This is a genomic window from Paraburkholderia tropica, assembly GCF_900109265.1.
Lineage (GTDB): Bacteria > Pseudomonadota > Gammaproteobacteria > Burkholderiales > Burkholderiaceae > Paraburkholderia > Paraburkholderia tropica.
Map to the genome: position 1 here is coordinate 1 of NZ_FNZM01000002.1, position 16,694 is coordinate 16,694.

Annotated in this window: 16 protein-coding genes; 6 read left to right on the forward strand and 10 right to left on the reverse strand. The window is 67.6% G+C overall.

The window, feature by feature from the left end; all coding sequences use genetic code 11:
- The coding region (locus BMY06_RS02340) for a transposase (RefSeq protein WP_143064400.1) at positions 1–257 on the reverse strand (257 nt) is incomplete at its 3' end.
- Positions 258–424: 167 nt separating this feature from the next.
- Here BMY06_RS02340 and BMY06_RS02345 point away from each other — a divergent pair.
- Positions 425–1,324, forward strand: coding sequence for an alpha/beta fold hydrolase (locus tag BMY06_RS02345; protein WP_065062013.1), 900 nt, complete (start codon positions 425–427; stop codon positions 1,322–1,324).
- A gap of 27 nt (positions 1,325–1,351) precedes the next feature.
- On the opposite strand, the gene BMY06_RS02350 is transcribed toward BMY06_RS02345, so the two are convergent.
- On the reverse strand, positions 1,352–1,819 hold the full coding sequence (locus BMY06_RS02350) for an Lrp/AsnC family transcriptional regulator (protein ID WP_065062302.1): 468 nt from the start codon (positions 1,817–1,819) through the stop codon (positions 1,352–1,354).
- Between the two features lie 159 nt (positions 1,820–1,978).
- Here BMY06_RS02350 and BMY06_RS02355 point away from each other — a divergent pair, with 159 nt between their 5' ends.
- Both BMY06_RS02355 and BMY06_RS02360 read left to right on the forward strand, forming a co-directional pair.
- Complete coding sequence (locus BMY06_RS02355; RefSeq protein ID WP_074981406.1) at positions 1,979–2,878, forward strand: DMT family transporter; 900 nt, start codon at positions 1,979–1,981, stop codon at positions 2,876–2,878.
- Between the two features lie 186 nt (positions 2,879–3,064).
- Entirely contained in the window at positions 3,065–4,432 is a 1,368-nt protein-coding gene (locus BMY06_RS02360; protein ID WP_080180587.1) for a DUF445 domain-containing protein, read from the forward strand.
- A 268-nt stretch (positions 4,433–4,700) separates the two neighbouring features.
- On the opposite strand, the gene BMY06_RS02365 is transcribed toward BMY06_RS02360, so the two are convergent.
- From BMY06_RS02365 to BMY06_RS02390, 6 genes are read right to left on the reverse strand one after another with little or no spacing between them, the layout of a single operon-like run.
- Positions 4,701–5,621 (reverse strand): MBL fold metallo-hydrolase, encoded by a 921-nt coding sequence (locus BMY06_RS02365; protein ID WP_074981407.1) that lies wholly within the window; start codon positions 5,619–5,621, stop codon positions 4,701–4,703.
- On the reverse strand, positions 5,618–6,058 hold the full coding sequence (locus BMY06_RS02370) for a MaoC family dehydratase (RefSeq protein WP_065062017.1): 441 nt from the start codon (positions 6,056–6,058) through the stop codon (positions 5,618–5,620). The genes BMY06_RS02365 and BMY06_RS02370 overlap by 4 nt, the downstream gene beginning before the upstream one ends.
- Positions 6,055–6,300 carry a DUF1289 domain-containing protein gene (locus BMY06_RS02375; RefSeq protein ID WP_074981723.1) on the reverse strand — a complete coding sequence of 82 codons (246 nt, stop codon included), beginning with the start codon at positions 6,298–6,300 and terminating at the stop codon, positions 6,055–6,057. The genes BMY06_RS02370 and BMY06_RS02375 overlap by 4 nt, the downstream gene beginning before the upstream one ends.
- Before the next feature lie 29 nt (positions 6,301–6,329).
- Positions 6,330–6,851, reverse strand: coding sequence for a YbaK/EbsC family protein (locus BMY06_RS02380; protein WP_065062019.1), 522 nt, complete (start codon positions 6,849–6,851; stop codon positions 6,330–6,332).
- Between the two features lie 43 nt (positions 6,852–6,894).
- Positions 6,895–7,827: a hydroxymethylglutaryl-CoA lyase gene (locus tag BMY06_RS02385; protein ID WP_065062021.1), complete on the reverse strand. Its 933-nt coding sequence runs from the start codon at positions 7,825–7,827 to the stop codon at positions 6,895–6,897.
- Positions 7,828–7,876: 49 nt separating this feature from the next.
- Positions 7,877–8,827 (reverse strand): 2-hydroxyacid dehydrogenase, encoded by a 951-nt coding sequence (locus tag BMY06_RS02390; protein WP_074981409.1) that lies wholly within the window; start codon positions 8,825–8,827, stop codon positions 7,877–7,879.
- 322 nt (positions 8,828–9,149) lie between these two features.
- Here BMY06_RS02390 and BMY06_RS02395 point away from each other — a divergent pair, with 322 nt between their 5' ends.
- The gene (locus BMY06_RS02395) at positions 9,150–9,797 is read left to right on the forward strand and encodes an RBBP9/YdeN family alpha/beta hydrolase (RefSeq protein ID WP_074981410.1); all 648 of its coding nucleotides are present in this window, start codon (positions 9,150–9,152) and stop codon (positions 9,795–9,797) included.
- A gap of 71 nt (positions 9,798–9,868) precedes the next feature.
- Here the strand turns inward: BMY06_RS02395 and BMY06_RS02400 are convergent, their stop codons facing one another.
- Positions 9,869–11,170, reverse strand: a complete 1,302-nt coding sequence (locus BMY06_RS02400) for an acetate/propionate family kinase (protein WP_074981411.1) — start codon at positions 11,168–11,170, stop codon at positions 9,869–9,871.
- Positions 11,167–12,147, reverse strand: a complete 981-nt coding sequence (locus BMY06_RS02405; RefSeq protein ID WP_390969473.1) for a bifunctional enoyl-CoA hydratase/phosphate acetyltransferase — start codon at positions 12,145–12,147, stop codon at positions 11,167–11,169. Before BMY06_RS02405 ends, BMY06_RS02400 begins: the two co-directional genes overlap by 4 nt.
- A 549-nt stretch (positions 12,148–12,696) precedes the next feature.
- On the opposite strand from BMY06_RS02405, the gene BMY06_RS02410 reads away from it, so the two are divergent.
- Both BMY06_RS02410 and fabI read left to right on the forward strand, forming a co-directional pair.
- The gene (locus BMY06_RS02410) at positions 12,697–15,750 is read left to right on the forward strand and encodes a DUF3141 domain-containing protein (RefSeq protein WP_074981413.1); all 3,054 of its coding nucleotides are present in this window, start codon (positions 12,697–12,699) and stop codon (positions 15,748–15,750) included.
- Positions 15,751–15,868: 118 nt separating this feature from the next.
- A complete protein-coding gene (gene fabI / locus BMY06_RS02415) occupies positions 15,869–16,648 on the forward strand; it encodes an enoyl-ACP reductase FabI (RefSeq protein ID WP_065062032.1) in 780 nt (259 codons plus the stop codon).
- Positions 16,649–16,694 lie beyond the last annotated feature (46 nt).

Here is a 16,694-nt window from a genome sequence, read left to right on the forward strand (position 1 = left end):
AACTCACGATACAGCGCCACGTCGTAAAGCGCCTCTTCCATCGCTGGGTCCGAAAGCCCAAACCACTGCTGCATGAAGTGGATCTGCAGCATCGTCGCAACCGGAAACGGCGGCCTTCCGGTCTTACCCTTCGGATAGTGCGGTTCGATCAACGCAATCAACCTCGACCATGGCACCACGCGCATCATCTCATCGAGAAATTCCCGCTTGCGCGTGCGTTTCGTCGAAAGATCCAGACCAAGACCGAGTTGTGTCATCGACGAACTCCTTGAACTTGTCTATCTTCCAGGATAGGCAAACCAGTCTTCAATGCCAGGACTTTTGCAGACCTTCCCTAGCTTTTCTGGCCCGAAAGCGCCGCTGCGCGCCGCGCGCCCCTCCTACAATGTCGCACAGACCAACAAGCACACCAGGGAGACATGCCATGCCGTTCGATGGATTCACGCCCTTCACCGTTCCCACCGCGAACGGCGTCGAGATCGCGGGCATCAAGGGCGGCGACGGACCGCCGCTGCTGCTGCTGCACGGCCATCCGCAGACGCACATGATCTGGCATCGCTGCGCGGACGATCTGGCGAAGCACTTCACCGTGATCGCCACCGACCTGCGCGGCTACGGCGCGTCGTCGAAGCCGCCGAGCGACGCCACGCACGCCGCCTATTCGAAGCGCGCGATGGCCGCCGATCAGGTCGCGGTCATGCGTCACTTCGGCTTCGAGCGCTTTCTCGTCTGCGCGCACGACCGCGGCGCGCGCGTCGCGCATCGCATGGCGCTCGACCACGCGGACGCCGTCGAGCGCCTGATGCTGCTCGACATCGCGCCCACGCTCGCCATGTACGAGCAGACCAACCGCGAATTCGCCACGCTCTATTTCCACTGGTTCCTGCTGATCCAGCCGGAGCCGCTGCCCGAAGCGCTGATCGGCGCCGATCCCGACGCCTACATCGAGCGCGTGATGGGCAGCCGTCACGCGGGCCTCGCGCCGTTCGCGCCCAAGGCGCTCGGCGCGTACCGCGCGGCGCTGCGCCAGCCCGGTGCGGTGCACGCGATGTGCGAGGACTATCGCGCGTCGGCGACCATCGACCTCGAACACGACCGCGCCGACATCGAGCGCGGCCACAAGGTCGCGTGCCCGCTGCGCGTGCTGTGGGGCGAGCATGGCGTGATCGAGCAGTGCTTCGATCCGCTCGCCGAATGGCGCAAGGTGGCGCGCGACGTGAGCGGCCGCGCGCTCGCCTGCGGCCATTACATTCCCGAGGAAGCGAGCGCGGAACTGACCGCCGAGATCCTGTCGTTCTTCGAGGCGACTGAGCGGCAGGACTAGCGTCCGGACCGAACCCGCGGGCGCGGATCAGCCGAGCGGCGGCAGGCGGCGCGGCACGGGCGTCGATTTGACGATCGCCGTGCTGGTCTCCGCGCGCTCGGTGACCTTGTTGAGAATCTCGTCGAGCTGCTCGATCGAATGCAGCCAGATGCGCGCGATGAAGCAGTCGTCGCCAGTGACCTTGTCGCATTCGATGAACTCGGGAATGCGACGGATCACGTCTTCCACCAGATGCAACTGACCCGGCAGCGGCTTCACGCGCACGATGGCCTGCAGCGTGTAGCCGAGCGCGCGCGGGTCGATGCGCACCGTATAGCCGCCGATCACGCCCTGCGCTTCGAGCCGCCGCAAGCGCTCCGAGGTGCTGGGCGCCGACAGCCCGACGATCCGCGCGAGTTCGCTCACGCTCGCGCGCGCGTCCTCGACGAGGGCGGCCAGCAGCGCGCGGTCGATCTCGTCGAGCGCGGCGGCCGGCGGGTTCGGTCGCTTGTTCATCATCTGCCTCCTGCGGTTTGTCGGCTCGCTTGCGTCTTGTGCCTTCGATTCGAAGGAAAATGAGCGGTTGTGCCTTAGTTTAGCGCTGTATTTCGCGAGACGGCCTGCGTAGACTTTCAACCATTCACCGACGCATCCCTCCACGAGGAACACGCACTCATGGCCACTCCCGAAATCCGCCGCGGCGCGGGCGAGATGATCGTTGCGATGCTGATGTCCGGCACCATCGGCTGGCTCGTCGTCGATTCGCAGCAGGCGCCCATCAACGTCGCGTTCATGCGCTGCGTGCTGGGCGGCGCGATGCTCGCGCTCGTCTGCGCGGCGCTCGGGCTGTTCCGGCAGCGGCTGCCGTGGCGCACGCTGGCGCTCGCGATCGCGGGCGGCGCGGCCATCGTCGCGAACTGGGTGCTGCTGTTCGCCGCGTACTCGCGCGCCTCCATTTCGATGGCCACCGCCGTCTACAACACGCAGCCGTTCATGCTGGTCGGACTCGGCGTGCTGGTGCTGCGCGAACGCGTGAGCGCGTCCACCGTCGTGTGGCTCGCGCTGGCGTTCGTCGGGCTGGTGGGCGTGGTCGAGGTGCAGCCCGCCGTGCTCGCGGTGCCGGGCCAATATCTGACCGGCGTGGCCTGCGCGGCGGGCGCGGCGTTGCTCTACGCGATTTCGTCGATCATCACGCGGCATCTGAAGGGCACGCCGCCGCATCTGATCGCGCTCGTGCAACTCGCGTTCGGTGCGTTCGCGCTCGCGCCGTTCATCCACTACGGCACGCTGCCCGCGACGCCCGTGCACTGGGCGCAGATCGTCACGCTCGGCATCGTGCACACGGGCATCATGTACGTGCTGCTTTACGGCGCGATCCAGAAGCTGCCGACGGCGATGACCGGCGCGCTTTCGTTCATCTATCCGGTGGTGGCGATTCTGGTCGACTGGTTCGCCTTCGGTCAGCGGCTCGCGTGGATTCAGGTCGCGGGCGCGGCGCTGATCCTGCTCGCGGCGGCGGGCGTCAATCTCGGCTGGCGCATCGTGCCGGCGCGGAGCAAGGCGCAAGGCGCGTGATTCGCGTCACGCGCACGATGCACGCAGGGCACGCAGGGCACGCAGGGCACGCAGGGCGTCGGCGCCGCCGACCTCACGCGGCAAATTCGATCGAGGCGAGATCAAGCCGATATGGCGCGGCCGAGGCGGGCCTCAACACGCTGGCCGCATAATGGCGCGGTTCGAACCGCCCGACGCGTCAGCCGCATGACCACGCCTTCCTCATCGCCCGATCCGATCCCGCCCGCGCATCGTGACAAGCACGACACGCGCGACACGCACGCCGAACCCAGTCAGGACGAACGCGACCTGCGCCGCGCCAAACGGCGCGCGCTGGCGCTGTTGCTGGGCGCGGCGCTGGTGTTCGTCGTCACGGCGCTGTCGCCGCCGGGCGTGGTGATCGACGGCATCAAGGCCGTCAGCGAGGCCGCGATGGTCGGCGCGCTGGCGGACTGGTTCGCCGTGGTCGCGCTGTTCCGGCGCGTGCCGATTCCGTTCATCGCGCGGCGCACGGGCGTGATTCCGCGCAACAAGGACCGCATCGCCGACGAACTCGCCGCCTTCGTGCAGGAGAAGTTTCTCGACGTGAGTTCGCTCGTCGGGCTGATCCGCCGCCACGATCCGGTCGAGCGCCTGTCCACGTGGCTGCGCGCGCCCGAAAACGCGCGCCATCTCGGCGATTACGCGGTGCGGCTCATGTCGGGCCTGCTCGGCCTCACCGACGACGCGCGCATCCAGAGCTTTATCCGCGACGGTCTGCATGCGGCGCTCGACAAGGTCGATCTCTCGAAGTCGGCGGGCGCGCTGCTCGACACGCTCACGAAGGACGGCCGTCATCAGGAACTGCTCGACCAGTTGCTCGATCAACTCGGCCTGCTGCTGGCCGAAGACAGCACGCGCGCGTTCGTGGCGACGCGCATCGTCGATGGACTCAAGGGCGAGTTTCCGAAGACCGAGAAATTCCTGCCCTCGGAATGGATCGGCGAAAGCGGCGCGCGCGTGCTGGAAAGCGCCGTGAACCGCCTGCTGCTGCAAGTGAGCGAGGACCGCGAGCATCATCTGCGCGTGAAGTTCGACGAGATCGTGCAGCGCCTGATCGTGCAGCTCAAGAACGATCCCGCGTTTCTGCGCAAGGGCGAAGAACTGAAGACGAGCCTGCGCGAAGGCAGCGCGCTCAACGACTACACGCGCGAGCTATGGGAGAGCCTGCGCGCGTGGCTGCGCGACGACCTCGAACGCGACGATTCCACGCTGCACGCGAAAGTGGCCGCGACAGGACGCTGGCTCGGCGAAGCGCTGGCCGCCGACGCCGATCTGCGCGCCTCGCTCAACAGCCATCTGGAAGACGCCGCGCGCGCGATGGCGCCGGATTTTTCGCGCTATCTCACGCATCACATCCGCGACACGGTGCGTAACTGGGACACGCGTGAAACCGCGCGCCTGATCGAACTGAAGATCGGCAAGGATCTACAGGAAATACGCGTGAACGGCACGGTGATCGGCGGCACGATCGGGCTCGGTTTATATCTGTGCTCGCATTTGTTCGACTGGCTGCGCGTGCATATCGGTCTTTGATGCACGCGCTCCAATTTCGTCTATTGATTCGGATGGCGAAATAATTTTTGGCGCCATGAATTTCAGCGATTTAGGCTGCATCAAGGTGCGGTTCTGCATGCTTTAACCGTCTTGTTACACGGCATTTCACTGCCGCCCCGTTTTTAGGGAAATCACTGATGCGGCGCGTATTCTCGCGCGAGTATGATCGGCTCGACAGTTTGATCACGTCAGAGCACGATACTCACGCTCGTCCCCGAAAAAGGACGAGCGTTTTTTTTAGCGTGGCTCAGACCGTGCCGGCGGGCGCCTCGATGCCGTGTTCGCGCAGCACCAGCGCGCCGCTTTTCGCCAGCTCGCCGGTGAGTTCGCGCACCAGGGCGGGCCACGCGCTTTCGGGCGCGAGTTGCTGCGCCGCGGCGCGGATGATCGATGCGTTCGCCACCATCGCGTTCAGCGCGTCGAAACTCAGGCTGCGCACGTCGAGCAGCTTGAACACGATCAGCACCTTGAGCGCGTTTTTCGCGTTGCGTGCCGGATCGGCCCGCAGCCACGCAAGACGTGAATTCGCGCGTTCGAGTGCGGCGCGCGCGTCGGCGAACGGCGCGCCGTGGCCCGGAATCACCATCGCGATATCGAGTTGCGCGATGACGTCGAGCACGGCCTGCTGCTCGGCGAATCCGCTCGCGCCGTCCAGTTCCGGAAAGATCACGCCGAAGCCGTTTTCCCAGAGCGCGTCGGCGCTGATCAGCACGCGCGGCTCGGGCGCGTAGAGCATCAGCGAGTCGGGATCGTGGCCCGGCGCGCCCAGCACGTCCCAGTCGAAACCGCCGAGCGAAAGCCGGTCGCCCGGCGCGAGCTTACCCGTGAACGCGAAGCGCTCGCAGGTCTGCGCGGTGGCGTCGAAGGTGAGGCGCGCGGCGTCCCACGCGCGCACGGCGTCGGCGCTGGCGGCGGGAATCAGCGTGTCGCAGCGCCATTGCGTCTGCAATCGCGCGTTGCCGCCGCAATGATCCGAATGCAGATGCGTGTTGACGATCGCGTCGAGCGTGCGGCCCGCGAGCGCATGCTGCACGAGCGCGACGGTCTGCGCGGCATGCGTGGCGTAACCGGTATCGACGAGCGCCGCGCGCGTCTCATCGACGAGCAGCACATTGTTCGACGAGAGCCAGCCGCGCTCGAATACGCGGATCGAATCCGGCAGCGTCATGAGGCGGGCTTCGGCATCACGAGGATGGTCGCGCGGCCGATCACGAGCGTCTCGCCGCGCTGGTTCGTGGCCGTGCCGTCGAGCTTCACGAGATCGCCGTTCAGGCTCGCTTTCCAGTACGCCTCCACCACGCGCCATTCGAAAGTGATGACGTCGTGCGCGTGCGCGGCGCGCTTGAGCTTCATGTCGAATTCGAGGCCGAGCGGCTGCGCGTGCTGCGAATAATGCGTCGCGAGCAGCGCCATGAAATGCGCGGTGGGCTGCGTGCCCGAGGCGATCAGGCTGCCGAAGCGGCTTTGCGCGGCGTAGTCGTCGTCGTGATGCAGCGGGTTCAGATCGTTCACGAGCGTGGCGAACGACTTCACCGAATCGGGCGAGAGTGCGAGCGTCGAGCGAAACGTTTCGCCGATCTGCACGATGCGCGCGGGCGCGGTCATGATGCGGCCTCATCGCTGTTGTTGCTGTTTTTACCGCCGAAGCGCTCGGCGATCCAGTTCGCGTGGCGCGTTTCGATCGCGTCCCAAACGGCGCGTTTCGCGGCGTCGTCGAACGTGGACCACAGGGCGATCTCGTCGAGCGTGCGCAGGCAGCCTTCACACAGGCCGCTCGGCTCGTGCATGCGGCACACGCTGATGCAGGGCGAGGGCGTGCCGGTCGCCGAAGACATCGCTGCCGGCATCGCCGACGACGGGTTCGGTGCGCGGCCGCTCATGCGTCGCGCAGCGCGACGTCGACCACGGGCGCGCCGGTCATCGCCGCGAGTTCCTGCGGCGACAGATTGAACACCGCATGCGGATGGCCGGCGGCGGCCCACAGGCTGTCGAGCGAGAACAGGTCGGCGTCGATCAGCGTGACGGGTTTGGTGGCGTGACCGATCGGGCACACGCCGCCAATCGCATAGCCGGTTTTCTCGCGCACGAACTTCGCATCCGCGCGGCCGATCGCGCCGACATGCGCCTCGACTTTCTTTTCGTCGACACGATTCGCGCCGCTCGCGATCACGAGCACGGGCGCGTCGTCCGAGCGGCGGCGGAACAGGATCGACTTGGCGATTTGCGCCACTTCGCAGCCGAGACCGGCGGCCGCTTCGGCCGAGGTCTTGCCGGTTTCGGGCAGCAGCACGACCGGCTTGGCATGGCCGTGGTCGCGCAGCAGGAGCGCGACGCGTTGCGCGGAATCGGGCAGGGCGTCGATGCCGTCTTTCTCGGAGTTGATGAGCGTTTCCGTCATGTCCTGAGGTCCTTCGTTGCAGTGTGGCGAGTACGCGGGCGGGTCACGCGCACGCGGCGGCGTTCTGCCGTTTCGCGAGCAGCGCCTTGCCCGCGCGCGAGACGTTCGGGCGGCCGATGGCCGTCGAGATGAAGTCGCCGGCGGCGACCACCTGATCGAGGTCGATGCCGGTGCGGATGCCGAGGCCGTTCATCAGATACAGCACGTCCTCGGTCGCGACGTTGCCGGTCGCGCCTTTCGCGTACGGGCAGCCGCCGAGGCCCGCGACCGAGGCGTGGAAGATCGCGATGCCTTCTTCGAGCGCGGCGTAGATGTTGGCGAGCGCCTGGCCGTAGGTGTCGTGGAAGTGGCCCGAGAGGCGCTCGCGCGGGAACGCCTTCGTGACGGCTTCGAACACTTCGTGCACGCGCTTCGCGGTGCCCACGCCGATGGTGTCGGCGATATCGATCTCGTCGCAGCCGAGCGCGGCGAAGCGCGCCACGACGTCGACCACCGACGCGACCGGCACTTCGCCCTGATACGGGCAGCCGAGCGCGCACGACACGCTGCCGCGAATGCGCACGCCGTTGGCCCTGGCCGCTTCGGCAACGGGCGCGAAGCGCTCGATGCTCTCGGCGATCGAGCAGTTGATGTTCTTCTGCGAGAACGCTTCGCTCGCGGCGCCGAAGATCACGATCTCGTCCGCGCGCGCGGCGAGCGCGCCTTCGAAGCCGCGCAGATTGGGCGTGAGCACCGAATAGATCGTGCCCGCGCGGCGCGCGATGCCGTCCATCACCTGGGCGCCGTCGGCCATCTGCGGGACCCATTTCGGCGAGACGAACGAGGCCGCCTCGATGTTCGCGAAACCCGCCTGCGTGAGGCGGTCGATCAGCTCGATCTTGATCGCTGTGGGGACGAATTCCTTTTCGTTTTGCAGACCGTCGCGCGGTCCGACTTCGACGATCTTGACGGCTTGCGGCAGGGCGTTGCTGGCCATGTGTGTCTCCGGTTTCTTGTGGGGGCGGCGCGCGGTGTTCAGCCGATCATCAATAGCCGCGCGCGGCATGCACGACGCCGCTCACGGTTTCGCCGCGCGCGAGCGCCTCGATCTTGTCGGCGATCTGCGAGATCGCTTCGTCGCGCAAGGTCAGCGCCGAGCTATGCGGCGTGATCGTGATGCGCGTCTCCTGCCAGAACGGATGATCGTGCGGCAGCGGCTCGGTGCGGAACACGTCGAGCGTGGCCGCGGCGAGCGTGCCGTTGGTCAGCGCATCGAGCAGGTCCGGTTCGTTCAGATGCGTGCCGCGCGCGACGTTCACGACATAGGCGCCGCGCGCGAGCTTGCCGAAGGTGCGCGCGTTCAGCACGTTCTCGGTGTCGGGCGTGGCGGGCAGCAGGTTGACGAGCAGTTTCACGTCGTCGAGGAAGGCGTCGAACTGCGCGCCGTGCAACTCGCCCGAGAAGGTCTCGATGCCGTCGAGATGTTTCGCGCTGCGCGAGAAACCGCGCACCGGCACGCCGAGCGCGGCCACCGCGTGCGCGACCTGCGCGCCCAGCACGCCGAGCCCGAGCACGCCCACGGTGAAGGTTTCGCGCGGATGCGGCGCGAGCACGTGCCACTCGCCGCGCGTCTGCTGCTGCGTGTAGTCGTCGAAACGGCGCAGATAGCGCAGCACCGCGTGCTGCACGTATTCGGCCATTTGCGGCGCCATGCCGGAGTCTTCGAGACGCACGAGCAGCGCGTCTTGAGGGAGCGTGCCGGGATGCTCGCGTTCGAGCGCGAGGATCGCATCGACGCCCGCGCCCAGGTTGAACACCGCCTTGAGGCCGGGGCGCGCGGCGAACAGTTCGCGCGGCGGATGCCAGACCACGGCGTAATCGGCGGGGGCGGTGTCGCCCGGTTGCCAGGCGCGCAGTTCCGCGGCGGGCAGCGCGCGGGACAGGCCCTGAAGCCAGGCGGAAGCGTCGGATTGCGGGAGCCAGAACAGAATCTTCATCGTGCTTGTGAGCGTGCTGCGCGTGGTGTGTCGAATCCCGGCGGCGAAAGCAGAAGCAAAAGGCGGCTACGGCCCGCGACGGAATTCAGTGACGGAAGCCGGCGACCGGAATCGCCAGATGAATGGGCAACTGAATCAGCATTCGCTCCATTCTACTTTTTCGGGCCGCCGCTGGCCTGGCTTTCTCGACGCGGGCGGCGGCACGGCCTGCCGGTGGGCGTCGGCGGGCGCCCCTGAAAAAGCAAAGCAAAAAAAATTGGTTCGGCACGCACGGGTCGCGGATCACAATCCATGCTCGACCTCTCGATGCGAGGAAAAAATCATGCTTTCGTGCGCTCAATCCCGCTGGCCGCCGCGACTCGTCACCGTGCCCGGTTTGCACGGCAGCGACGGTGCGCACTGGCAGACCTGGCTCGAACGTCAGTTCGCGCACTCGCTGCGCGTGGAGCAGGCCGACTGGGACGCTCCCGATCTGGCGGTCTGGAGCGACGCCCTGCGCGAGCGCCTCGCGCGCGAGCGCGGGCCCTTTCTGCTTGCGGCGCACAGCTTCGGCTGTCTCGTGACCGCGCACGCGCAGCAACAGGGGAAGCTCGGCGCGGATGTGGCGGGCGTGCTGTTCGTCGCGCCCGCGAGCCCCGAGAAGTTTCGTTTCGCCGGGCCGTTCGAGGCGCGCCGTCTGAGCGTGCCGTCGATTCTGATCGGCAGCGAAACCGATCCGTGGATGCCGCTCGCCGGCGCGCGTCAGCTCGCGCAGCAACTGGGCAGCGCGTTCGTGAATCTCGGCGATGCGGGTCACATCAACTCGGCGGCGGGCTTCGGTCCGTGGCCGCGCGCGAAGTATTTCATCGATACGCTCGTGCATTGCGAGGCGCCCAAGCGTCTGCGTGACGACGAAGCGCAGGCGGAGCCGGTTCGCGACGTGGAAAGCGCCGCGCCGGTCTTGCCGGGCGGTCTCTCCGCGTTCGCCTGAGGGAGAAGCGCGCCCGAGCCGTCAGGCGCGCGGGCGCTCGTGCCGAAGCAGAGCGCTCACGGTGCTCAACTTCACTGCCCGAGCCGCGCGGCCGCGCCCGCGTCGGGCTGCGCATGCACATGCGCCTCGCGCAGCAGCCGCGCTGTGTGCAGCGCGATCATGCCTTCTTCATCGGTGGGAATCGCGAACACCGGCACGCGGCTGTCGCTCGCGCTCACGCGTTCCTTGCCCGCGTCGTTCGCGGCCGTGTCCAGCGCGATGCCGAACACCGGCGCGAGCCGCTCGCACACCTGCGCGCGCACAGGCGCCGCATGCTCGCCGATCCCGGCCGTGAACACCAGCGCATCGAGCCCGCCGAGCACTACCGCGAGCTTGCCCACTTCCTGCGCGATCCGATACGTGTAGAAGTCCACCGCGAGTTTCGCCTGTTTGCTGTCGCTCGCGAGCAGTTCGCGCATATCGCTGCTGAGGCCCGAAATGCCCTTGAGCCCCGACTCCTGATACAGCACCTTTTCGATCGCCGCGTAATCCATGCCGTGCGCCATCATCCAGAGCACGGCGCCCGCGTCGAGCGCGCCGCAGCGCGTGCCCATCGGCAGGCCGTCGAGCGCGGTGAGGCCCATCGTCGTTTCCACGCTCTTGCCGTCCTTCATCGCGCACAGGCTCGCGCCGTTGCCCAGATGCGCGACGATCACGCGGCCGCGCGCGATATCGGGCGCGACGGTGTGCAGATGATGCGCGATGTACTCGTACGAGAGCCCGTGAAAGCCGTATCGGCGGATGCCTTCCTCGTAGTAGTGAAACGGCAGCGCGAACAGTTGCGCCATGATGTCGTTGCCCGCGTGGAAGGCCGTGTCGAAACAGGCCACCTGCGGCAGCTCGGGCGCGGCCACGCGCACCGCGCGAATCGCCGCGAGATTGTGCGGCTGATGCAGCGGCGCGAGCGGCGTGAGCGCGTCGAGTTCCTCGATCACCTTGTCGTCGATGAGCACGGCGTCGGTGAAGTGCGCGCCGCCGTGCACCACGCGATGCCCGATCGCGGCGGGCGGCGTGTCGCGCAAACCGACGGCGAGCACGAGGCGCAGCAGACGGAACGCGGCGTCGTGGTCGGCGACCTGGGCGACCGGAAATTTTTCGTCGACGATCAGGCGGCCGTCGGCCATATGCGCGACCACGCGCGGCGCCACGCCGATGCCTTCGATCTGGCCGCCCGCGCCGTGTATCGCGCGCGCGCCGGCTTCGGCGTGCGGATCGTCGATCACGCGATACACCGAACATTTGATGCTCGACGAGCCCGCGTTCACGACGAGCACGATCTGGCCTTCGGCGGCGTGTTGCTCCGAGAGCTGGGCGGAAGTGAGATGAGCGGTCACAGCGCCTCCGCGGTCATGCGCGCGCGCCGCGCGTGGGCGAGCAGCACCGCGATCGCGCAACTGCCGATACGCGAGCGCACGGTGTCGGCGCGGCTCGTGAGGATGATGGGCACGCGCGCGCCGAGCACGATGCCCGCCGCTTCCGCGCCCGCGAGAAAGGTGAGCTGCTTGGCGAGCATGTTGCCCGCTTCGAGGTCGGGCACGAGCAGGATGTCGGGGTCGCCCGCGACCGGCGAGGTGATGCCCTTGATGCGCGCGGCTTCGGCGCTGATCGCGTTGTCGAAGGCGAGCGGGCCGTCGAGCAGGCCGCCGGTGATCTGGCCGCGGTCGGCCATCTTGCAGAGCGCGGCGGCGTCGATCGTCGAGGGCATCTTGTCGGAGACCGTTTCCACGGCCGCGAGGATCGCCACCTTCGGCGTGCCGATGCCGAGCGCCTGCACGAGATCGATGGCGTTGCGCACGATGTCGGCCTTGTCGGCGAGCTTGGGGAAGATGTTGACGGCCGCGTCGGTGATGAAGAGCGGCTTGTGATACGTGGGCACGTCCATCGCGAACACGTGCGAGAGGCGGCGCTCGGTGCGCAGGCCGTTCGCGCCCGAAGCCACTTCGTGCAGCAGTTCGTCGGTGTGCAGGCTGCCCTTCATGAGCAGTTCGGCCTCGCCCGCGCGCACGGCGTGCACGGCGCGCTCGGCGGCGGCATGGCTGTGCGGGGCGTCGACGATCACGACGTTGTCGAGCGAGAGATTCGCCTCCTGCGCCACCGAGCGGATCTTCTCTTCGGGGCCGACGAGGATCGGCGAAATGAGGCCGAGATTGGCGGCGTCGAGCGCGCCCGTCAGCGACGACACATCGCACGGATGCGCGACGGCGGTGGGCACGGGCGGCAGGCCGGCGCAGCGCGCCAGCAGAACCGAGTACTTGTCGGGCGATGCAGTCATGTCCATCTCTTCGAAGGGCGCTACGTTGACTGAAACCACGCGGTAAAACGGGTGCGGCGGCCGTGCGCATGTTGCGGCGCGCAAAGCGCTAACAGTGTAGTCCAGCGTGCGCGGCGCCGGTCGAAAAGTGCGCGTGGGCGGTGTCGCGCCGGTTCGGTGATGGCGCGTGGCGCGAACGCCGATTCATCGCGCATCGGCTTGCGGTGCGCGTTAGCGGCCGCGAAAAAACCGTGCCGATACCGTTTGTCGCAGGGCCGCCGAAGGCCCGCGAGCGCGTCTGTCACGCCTCATTCACGGCGCGCGGCGATGATGACAGCGACTGCGCGATTCGGCCCGCCTTGACTTTCGTCAGAGCGCTGCCTAGATTGGGATACTGCAGTGCAGCACGGCGCGGCGCCTGCGCTCGCCTGGTGGTTTTGCATGCCGCCGGGTCCGCGCCGCGCGTGCGCCAGTTCATGCCTTGCGCCGCCTGCCGATCCGCAGCGCATGCGCTTCGCCGGCCCGGTGCCGGACGCGCGCCGCCTCCCAGGTTCGCTCGCGCGGCCTGCGCGAGACGCCGCGCGCGCCCCCTTAAAGGAGATTCGTGTCGTGGCAGTTTCCGCTCTCTCGCCTGCACTCCCAGCCGATTCCCACGCGACGCAGGACGCCGCGCCCAATGCGACTCACGCGCCGAACGCATTCTGGCCGCTCTGGCCGCTGCCGCCGTCGCTGACTTCCCTGCCTTCGCCGCTTTCATCGCTTTCATCGTTTCCGTCGCTGCCTGCTTTTTCCTCGCTCTCGCCGCTGTTTTCGCCGCTCGCCAACGCGTTCGCCGAATCGGCCGAGGCCGCGCAGACGGCGCTGAAATCCGCCTTCGGATCAGCCTTCGACCCGGCGTTGAATCCGCTGTTCGCGCAGGCGCAACAGGCGCTGGACGCCGCAAGCGCGGGCGCGACCACCGCCTTCTCGCCGTTGCAGCCGCTGGCGTCGTTTCCGTCGATTCAGTCCATGCCGCCGTTTCCGGCCTTGCCCGCCGCCGCGCCCGCCGCGATCCAGCCGCTCTACGACTATCTGTTCGACGCCTGGCAGCGCAGCGTGCTGTTCCTCGACGTGCTGCGCGAGCGCGGCAACCAGACCTACATGCACGAGAAAGCCGGCATGCCGCCGGTGCTCGCGTTCGACTACGAGGTGATCGTCGACGGCCGCGAACTCGACGATCCCTGCAATTACGCGCTGCTGCGCATCAAGCCCGAAGAGGGCGTGCAGACCGACGCGCGCATGCGTCCGTTCGTCGTGATCGATCCGCGCGCGGGCCACGGTCCGGGCATCGCGGGCTTCAAGATGGACAGCGAAGTGGGCATCGCGCTGCGCAAGGGCCATCCGTGCTACTTCGTGACGTTCTTCCCGGTGCCCACCGATACGCAGACGATCGAATCGGTCGGCAAGGCCGAGGCCGTGTTCCTGCAGAAAGTGCGCGAACTGCATGCCGACGCCGACGGCCAGCCCTTCGTGATCGGCAACTGCCAGGGCGGTTGGGCCGCCGCGTTGCTGGCCGCGTCCGCGCCTTCGCTGGTCGGCCCGCTGATGCTCGCGGGCTCGCCGCTTTCGTACTGGGCGGGCGTGCGCGGCAAGAATCCGATGCGCTATTCGGGCGGCATGCTGGGCGGCTCGTGGATGTCGTCGCTGGCGGCCGATCTCGGCGACGGCCATTTCGACGGCGCGCATCTCGTCACCAACTTCGAGAACCTCAATCCGTCGAATACATTCTGGGGCAAGCTCTACAACCTCTATGCGAAGGTCGATACGGAGCGCGAGCGCTTCCTCGAATTCGAGCGCTGGTGGGGCGGCCACTTCCAGCTGAACCGCGCGGAAATCGACTGGATCGTGCAGAACCTGTTCGTGGGCAATCACCTCACGCGCAACGAGGTCTACGCGAAGAACGCGCGCGCGCCCGTGGATCTGCGCAACATCCGCACGCCGATCATCGTGCTCGCTTCGTGGGGCGACAACATCACGCCGCCGCAACAGGCGCTGAACTGGATTCCCGATCTCTACGCGAGCGTGGATGAAATCGTCGCGAACGAGCAGGTGATCGTCTACTGTCTGCACGACAAGGTGGGGCATCTCGGCATCTTCGTGTCGGCCAGCGTGGCGAATAAAGAGCACACCGAACTATTTTCGGCGCTCGATCTGATCGACGTGCTGCCGCCCGGACTCTACGAGGCGCGCATCACCGATTCGACGCCGGAAGCGGGCCGTCTCGAAGCGCTCGAAGGACGCTACGAAATCCGCTTCGAGCGCCGCACCATCGACGATATTCTCGCGCTCGACGACGGCCGCGACGACGAGCAGCCGTTCGAAGTCGTGCGTCGTTTCGCGGAAAACAATCAGCGTATTTACGACCTGTTCGTCTCGCCGACCGTGCGCGCGTCGAGCAATGCGCTCAGCGCGCATCTGCTGCGCGAGTCGCATCCGTCGCGCGTGGAGCGCAGCTTTTTCAGCGATGCGAACCCGGTGCTCGGCGCGCTGCCCGCCGTGGCCGACGCGGTGCGCGCGCATCGCAAACCGGCGGAGCGCGACAACCCGTTCACGCTGATCGAAAAGCAGGTGTCGGCGAGCATCGAGGCCGTGTGGGACGCGTATCGCGACGCGCGCGACACGTGGACCGAAAGCACCTTCTACAGCCTCTACACCGCGCCGTGGGTGCAGGCGTGGGTGGGCGTCGCGCCCAGCCTGCCGCTCGATCCGATCGCGCCGCCGCTCACGGCGCTGCGCAAGGAGCTGGCGCAGATGCGCCTGCGCGCGGCGCACGCGCATGTGCACAAGGCGTCGCTGCTCGATGTGTTCATGCGCATCATGGCGTACCTCGCCGATGAAATGCATGTGGTGCAGTACCGGCCGTTCCAGAGGATGCGCGAGCTGGCGCGCGAATATTTCGGCGAACGTCAGCCGAGCATCGCGGAACTCAAGGAGGCCGCGCGCCGCCAGGGCGCGATCGTGCAGCTCGATGCGCAGGCCGCCGTCGCCGCGTTGCCGGACCTCGTGCCGGATGCGCGTTCGCGTCGTTTGCTGATGTCGGCGGTGTATCAGGTCGCGAGCGCGTCGGGGCCGCTCGACGGCGAGCGCGCGGAGCGTTTCGCCGAAGTGCAGCGCGTGCTCGGTCTGGAGCCGGGCAGCGAGAAAGAACCGCTGCCGCCGCCGCCGGGCGGGGGCAGTGCGAGTGGTGGCGAGAGTGGTGGCGCGAGCGGAAGCGGTGCGGCGGGCGGCGGCTCCGGCTCGACGCAGGCGGCGGGCGGCGCGCAGGTGAAGGCTTCCGCCGATCCGCAAGATCAGCACGACGCTCCGAAGGCCGATGCCGCATCCGCCGCCACGAAGCCGCGCCGCGCGACGAACGCGAAAGTGAAGGCGGCTGTCGAGGCTGCGGTGAAGGCCGTCGATGCGCCCGAGGTGAAACCGGCGGCCAAACCGACCGAGAAGCCGACCACGAAGCCGACCACGAAGCCCGCAGCGAAAACCGCCGCCAAAGCCGCGACGAAACCCGCAACGAAGACGGCAACGAAACCCGCGTCCCGCCGCGTGCGTCCCGCGAGCCCGCCCGCTGCCACGCGCACGTCGCGTCCGGCCGCGGCGCGCCGCCGCGCCGCGCGTTCTGCGGGCGAGTGAAGTCGAATGTGAAGTGCGATAGCGCATTCACGCGCGGCGCGTGCATCGAGGCGCGCCGCGCGTGAGGCCAGGCGCGAAATCGTCTGAGACAACCGCAACATCACTCGCGAGGTCCGTCATGCACACTCCTCCCGACCGGCCGCTCGCCGGCATGCGCGCGCTCGTGACGGGCGTGGCCAACGCCGAATCGATCGCGTGGGGCTGCGCGCGCGCGTTCGCCGAACTGGGCGCGGACATCGCGCTCACCTATCTCAACGACAAGGCGAAACCCTACGTTGAACCGCTCGCGCAGGAACTCGGCGCGACGCTGCTGCTCCCGCTCAACGTCGAAGACGACGCGCAGCTCGACGCCGTGTTCGACGCCGTGCGCGAGCACTGGGGCTCGCTCGACATCGCGCTGCATTCGATCGCTTACGCGCCGAAGGCCGATCTGCAAGGCGGTTTGCTCGATTCGTCGGCGCAGGGTTTTGCGTATGCGATGGACGTCTCGTGCCACTCCTTCATCCGCATGGCGAAGCGCGCCGCGCCGCTGATGCCGCGCGGCGGCACGCTGTTCGCGATGAGCTATGACGGCGCGAATCGCGTCGTGCCGAACTACAACCTGATGGGGCCGGTGAAGGCGGCGCTCGAAGCGTCGTGCCGCTATCTCGCGTACGAACTCGGTCCGCTGGGCATCCGCGTGCATGCGGTTTCGCCGGGGCCGCTCAAGACGCGGGCGGCGTCGGGGCTGCCCGATTTCGACCGCATGCTGGCCGAAGCGGTCGAGCGCGCGCCGCTCGGCGAACTCGTCGACATCATGGATGTGGGTTACGCCACCGCGTATCTGGCGACGCGCTACGCGCGGCGGCTGACCGGCAACACCGTGTATATCGATGGCGGCGCGCACATCATGGCGTGACGGTCCGACGCGCATTGCGCACGACGAAAAACGCCTCGCACTGCGC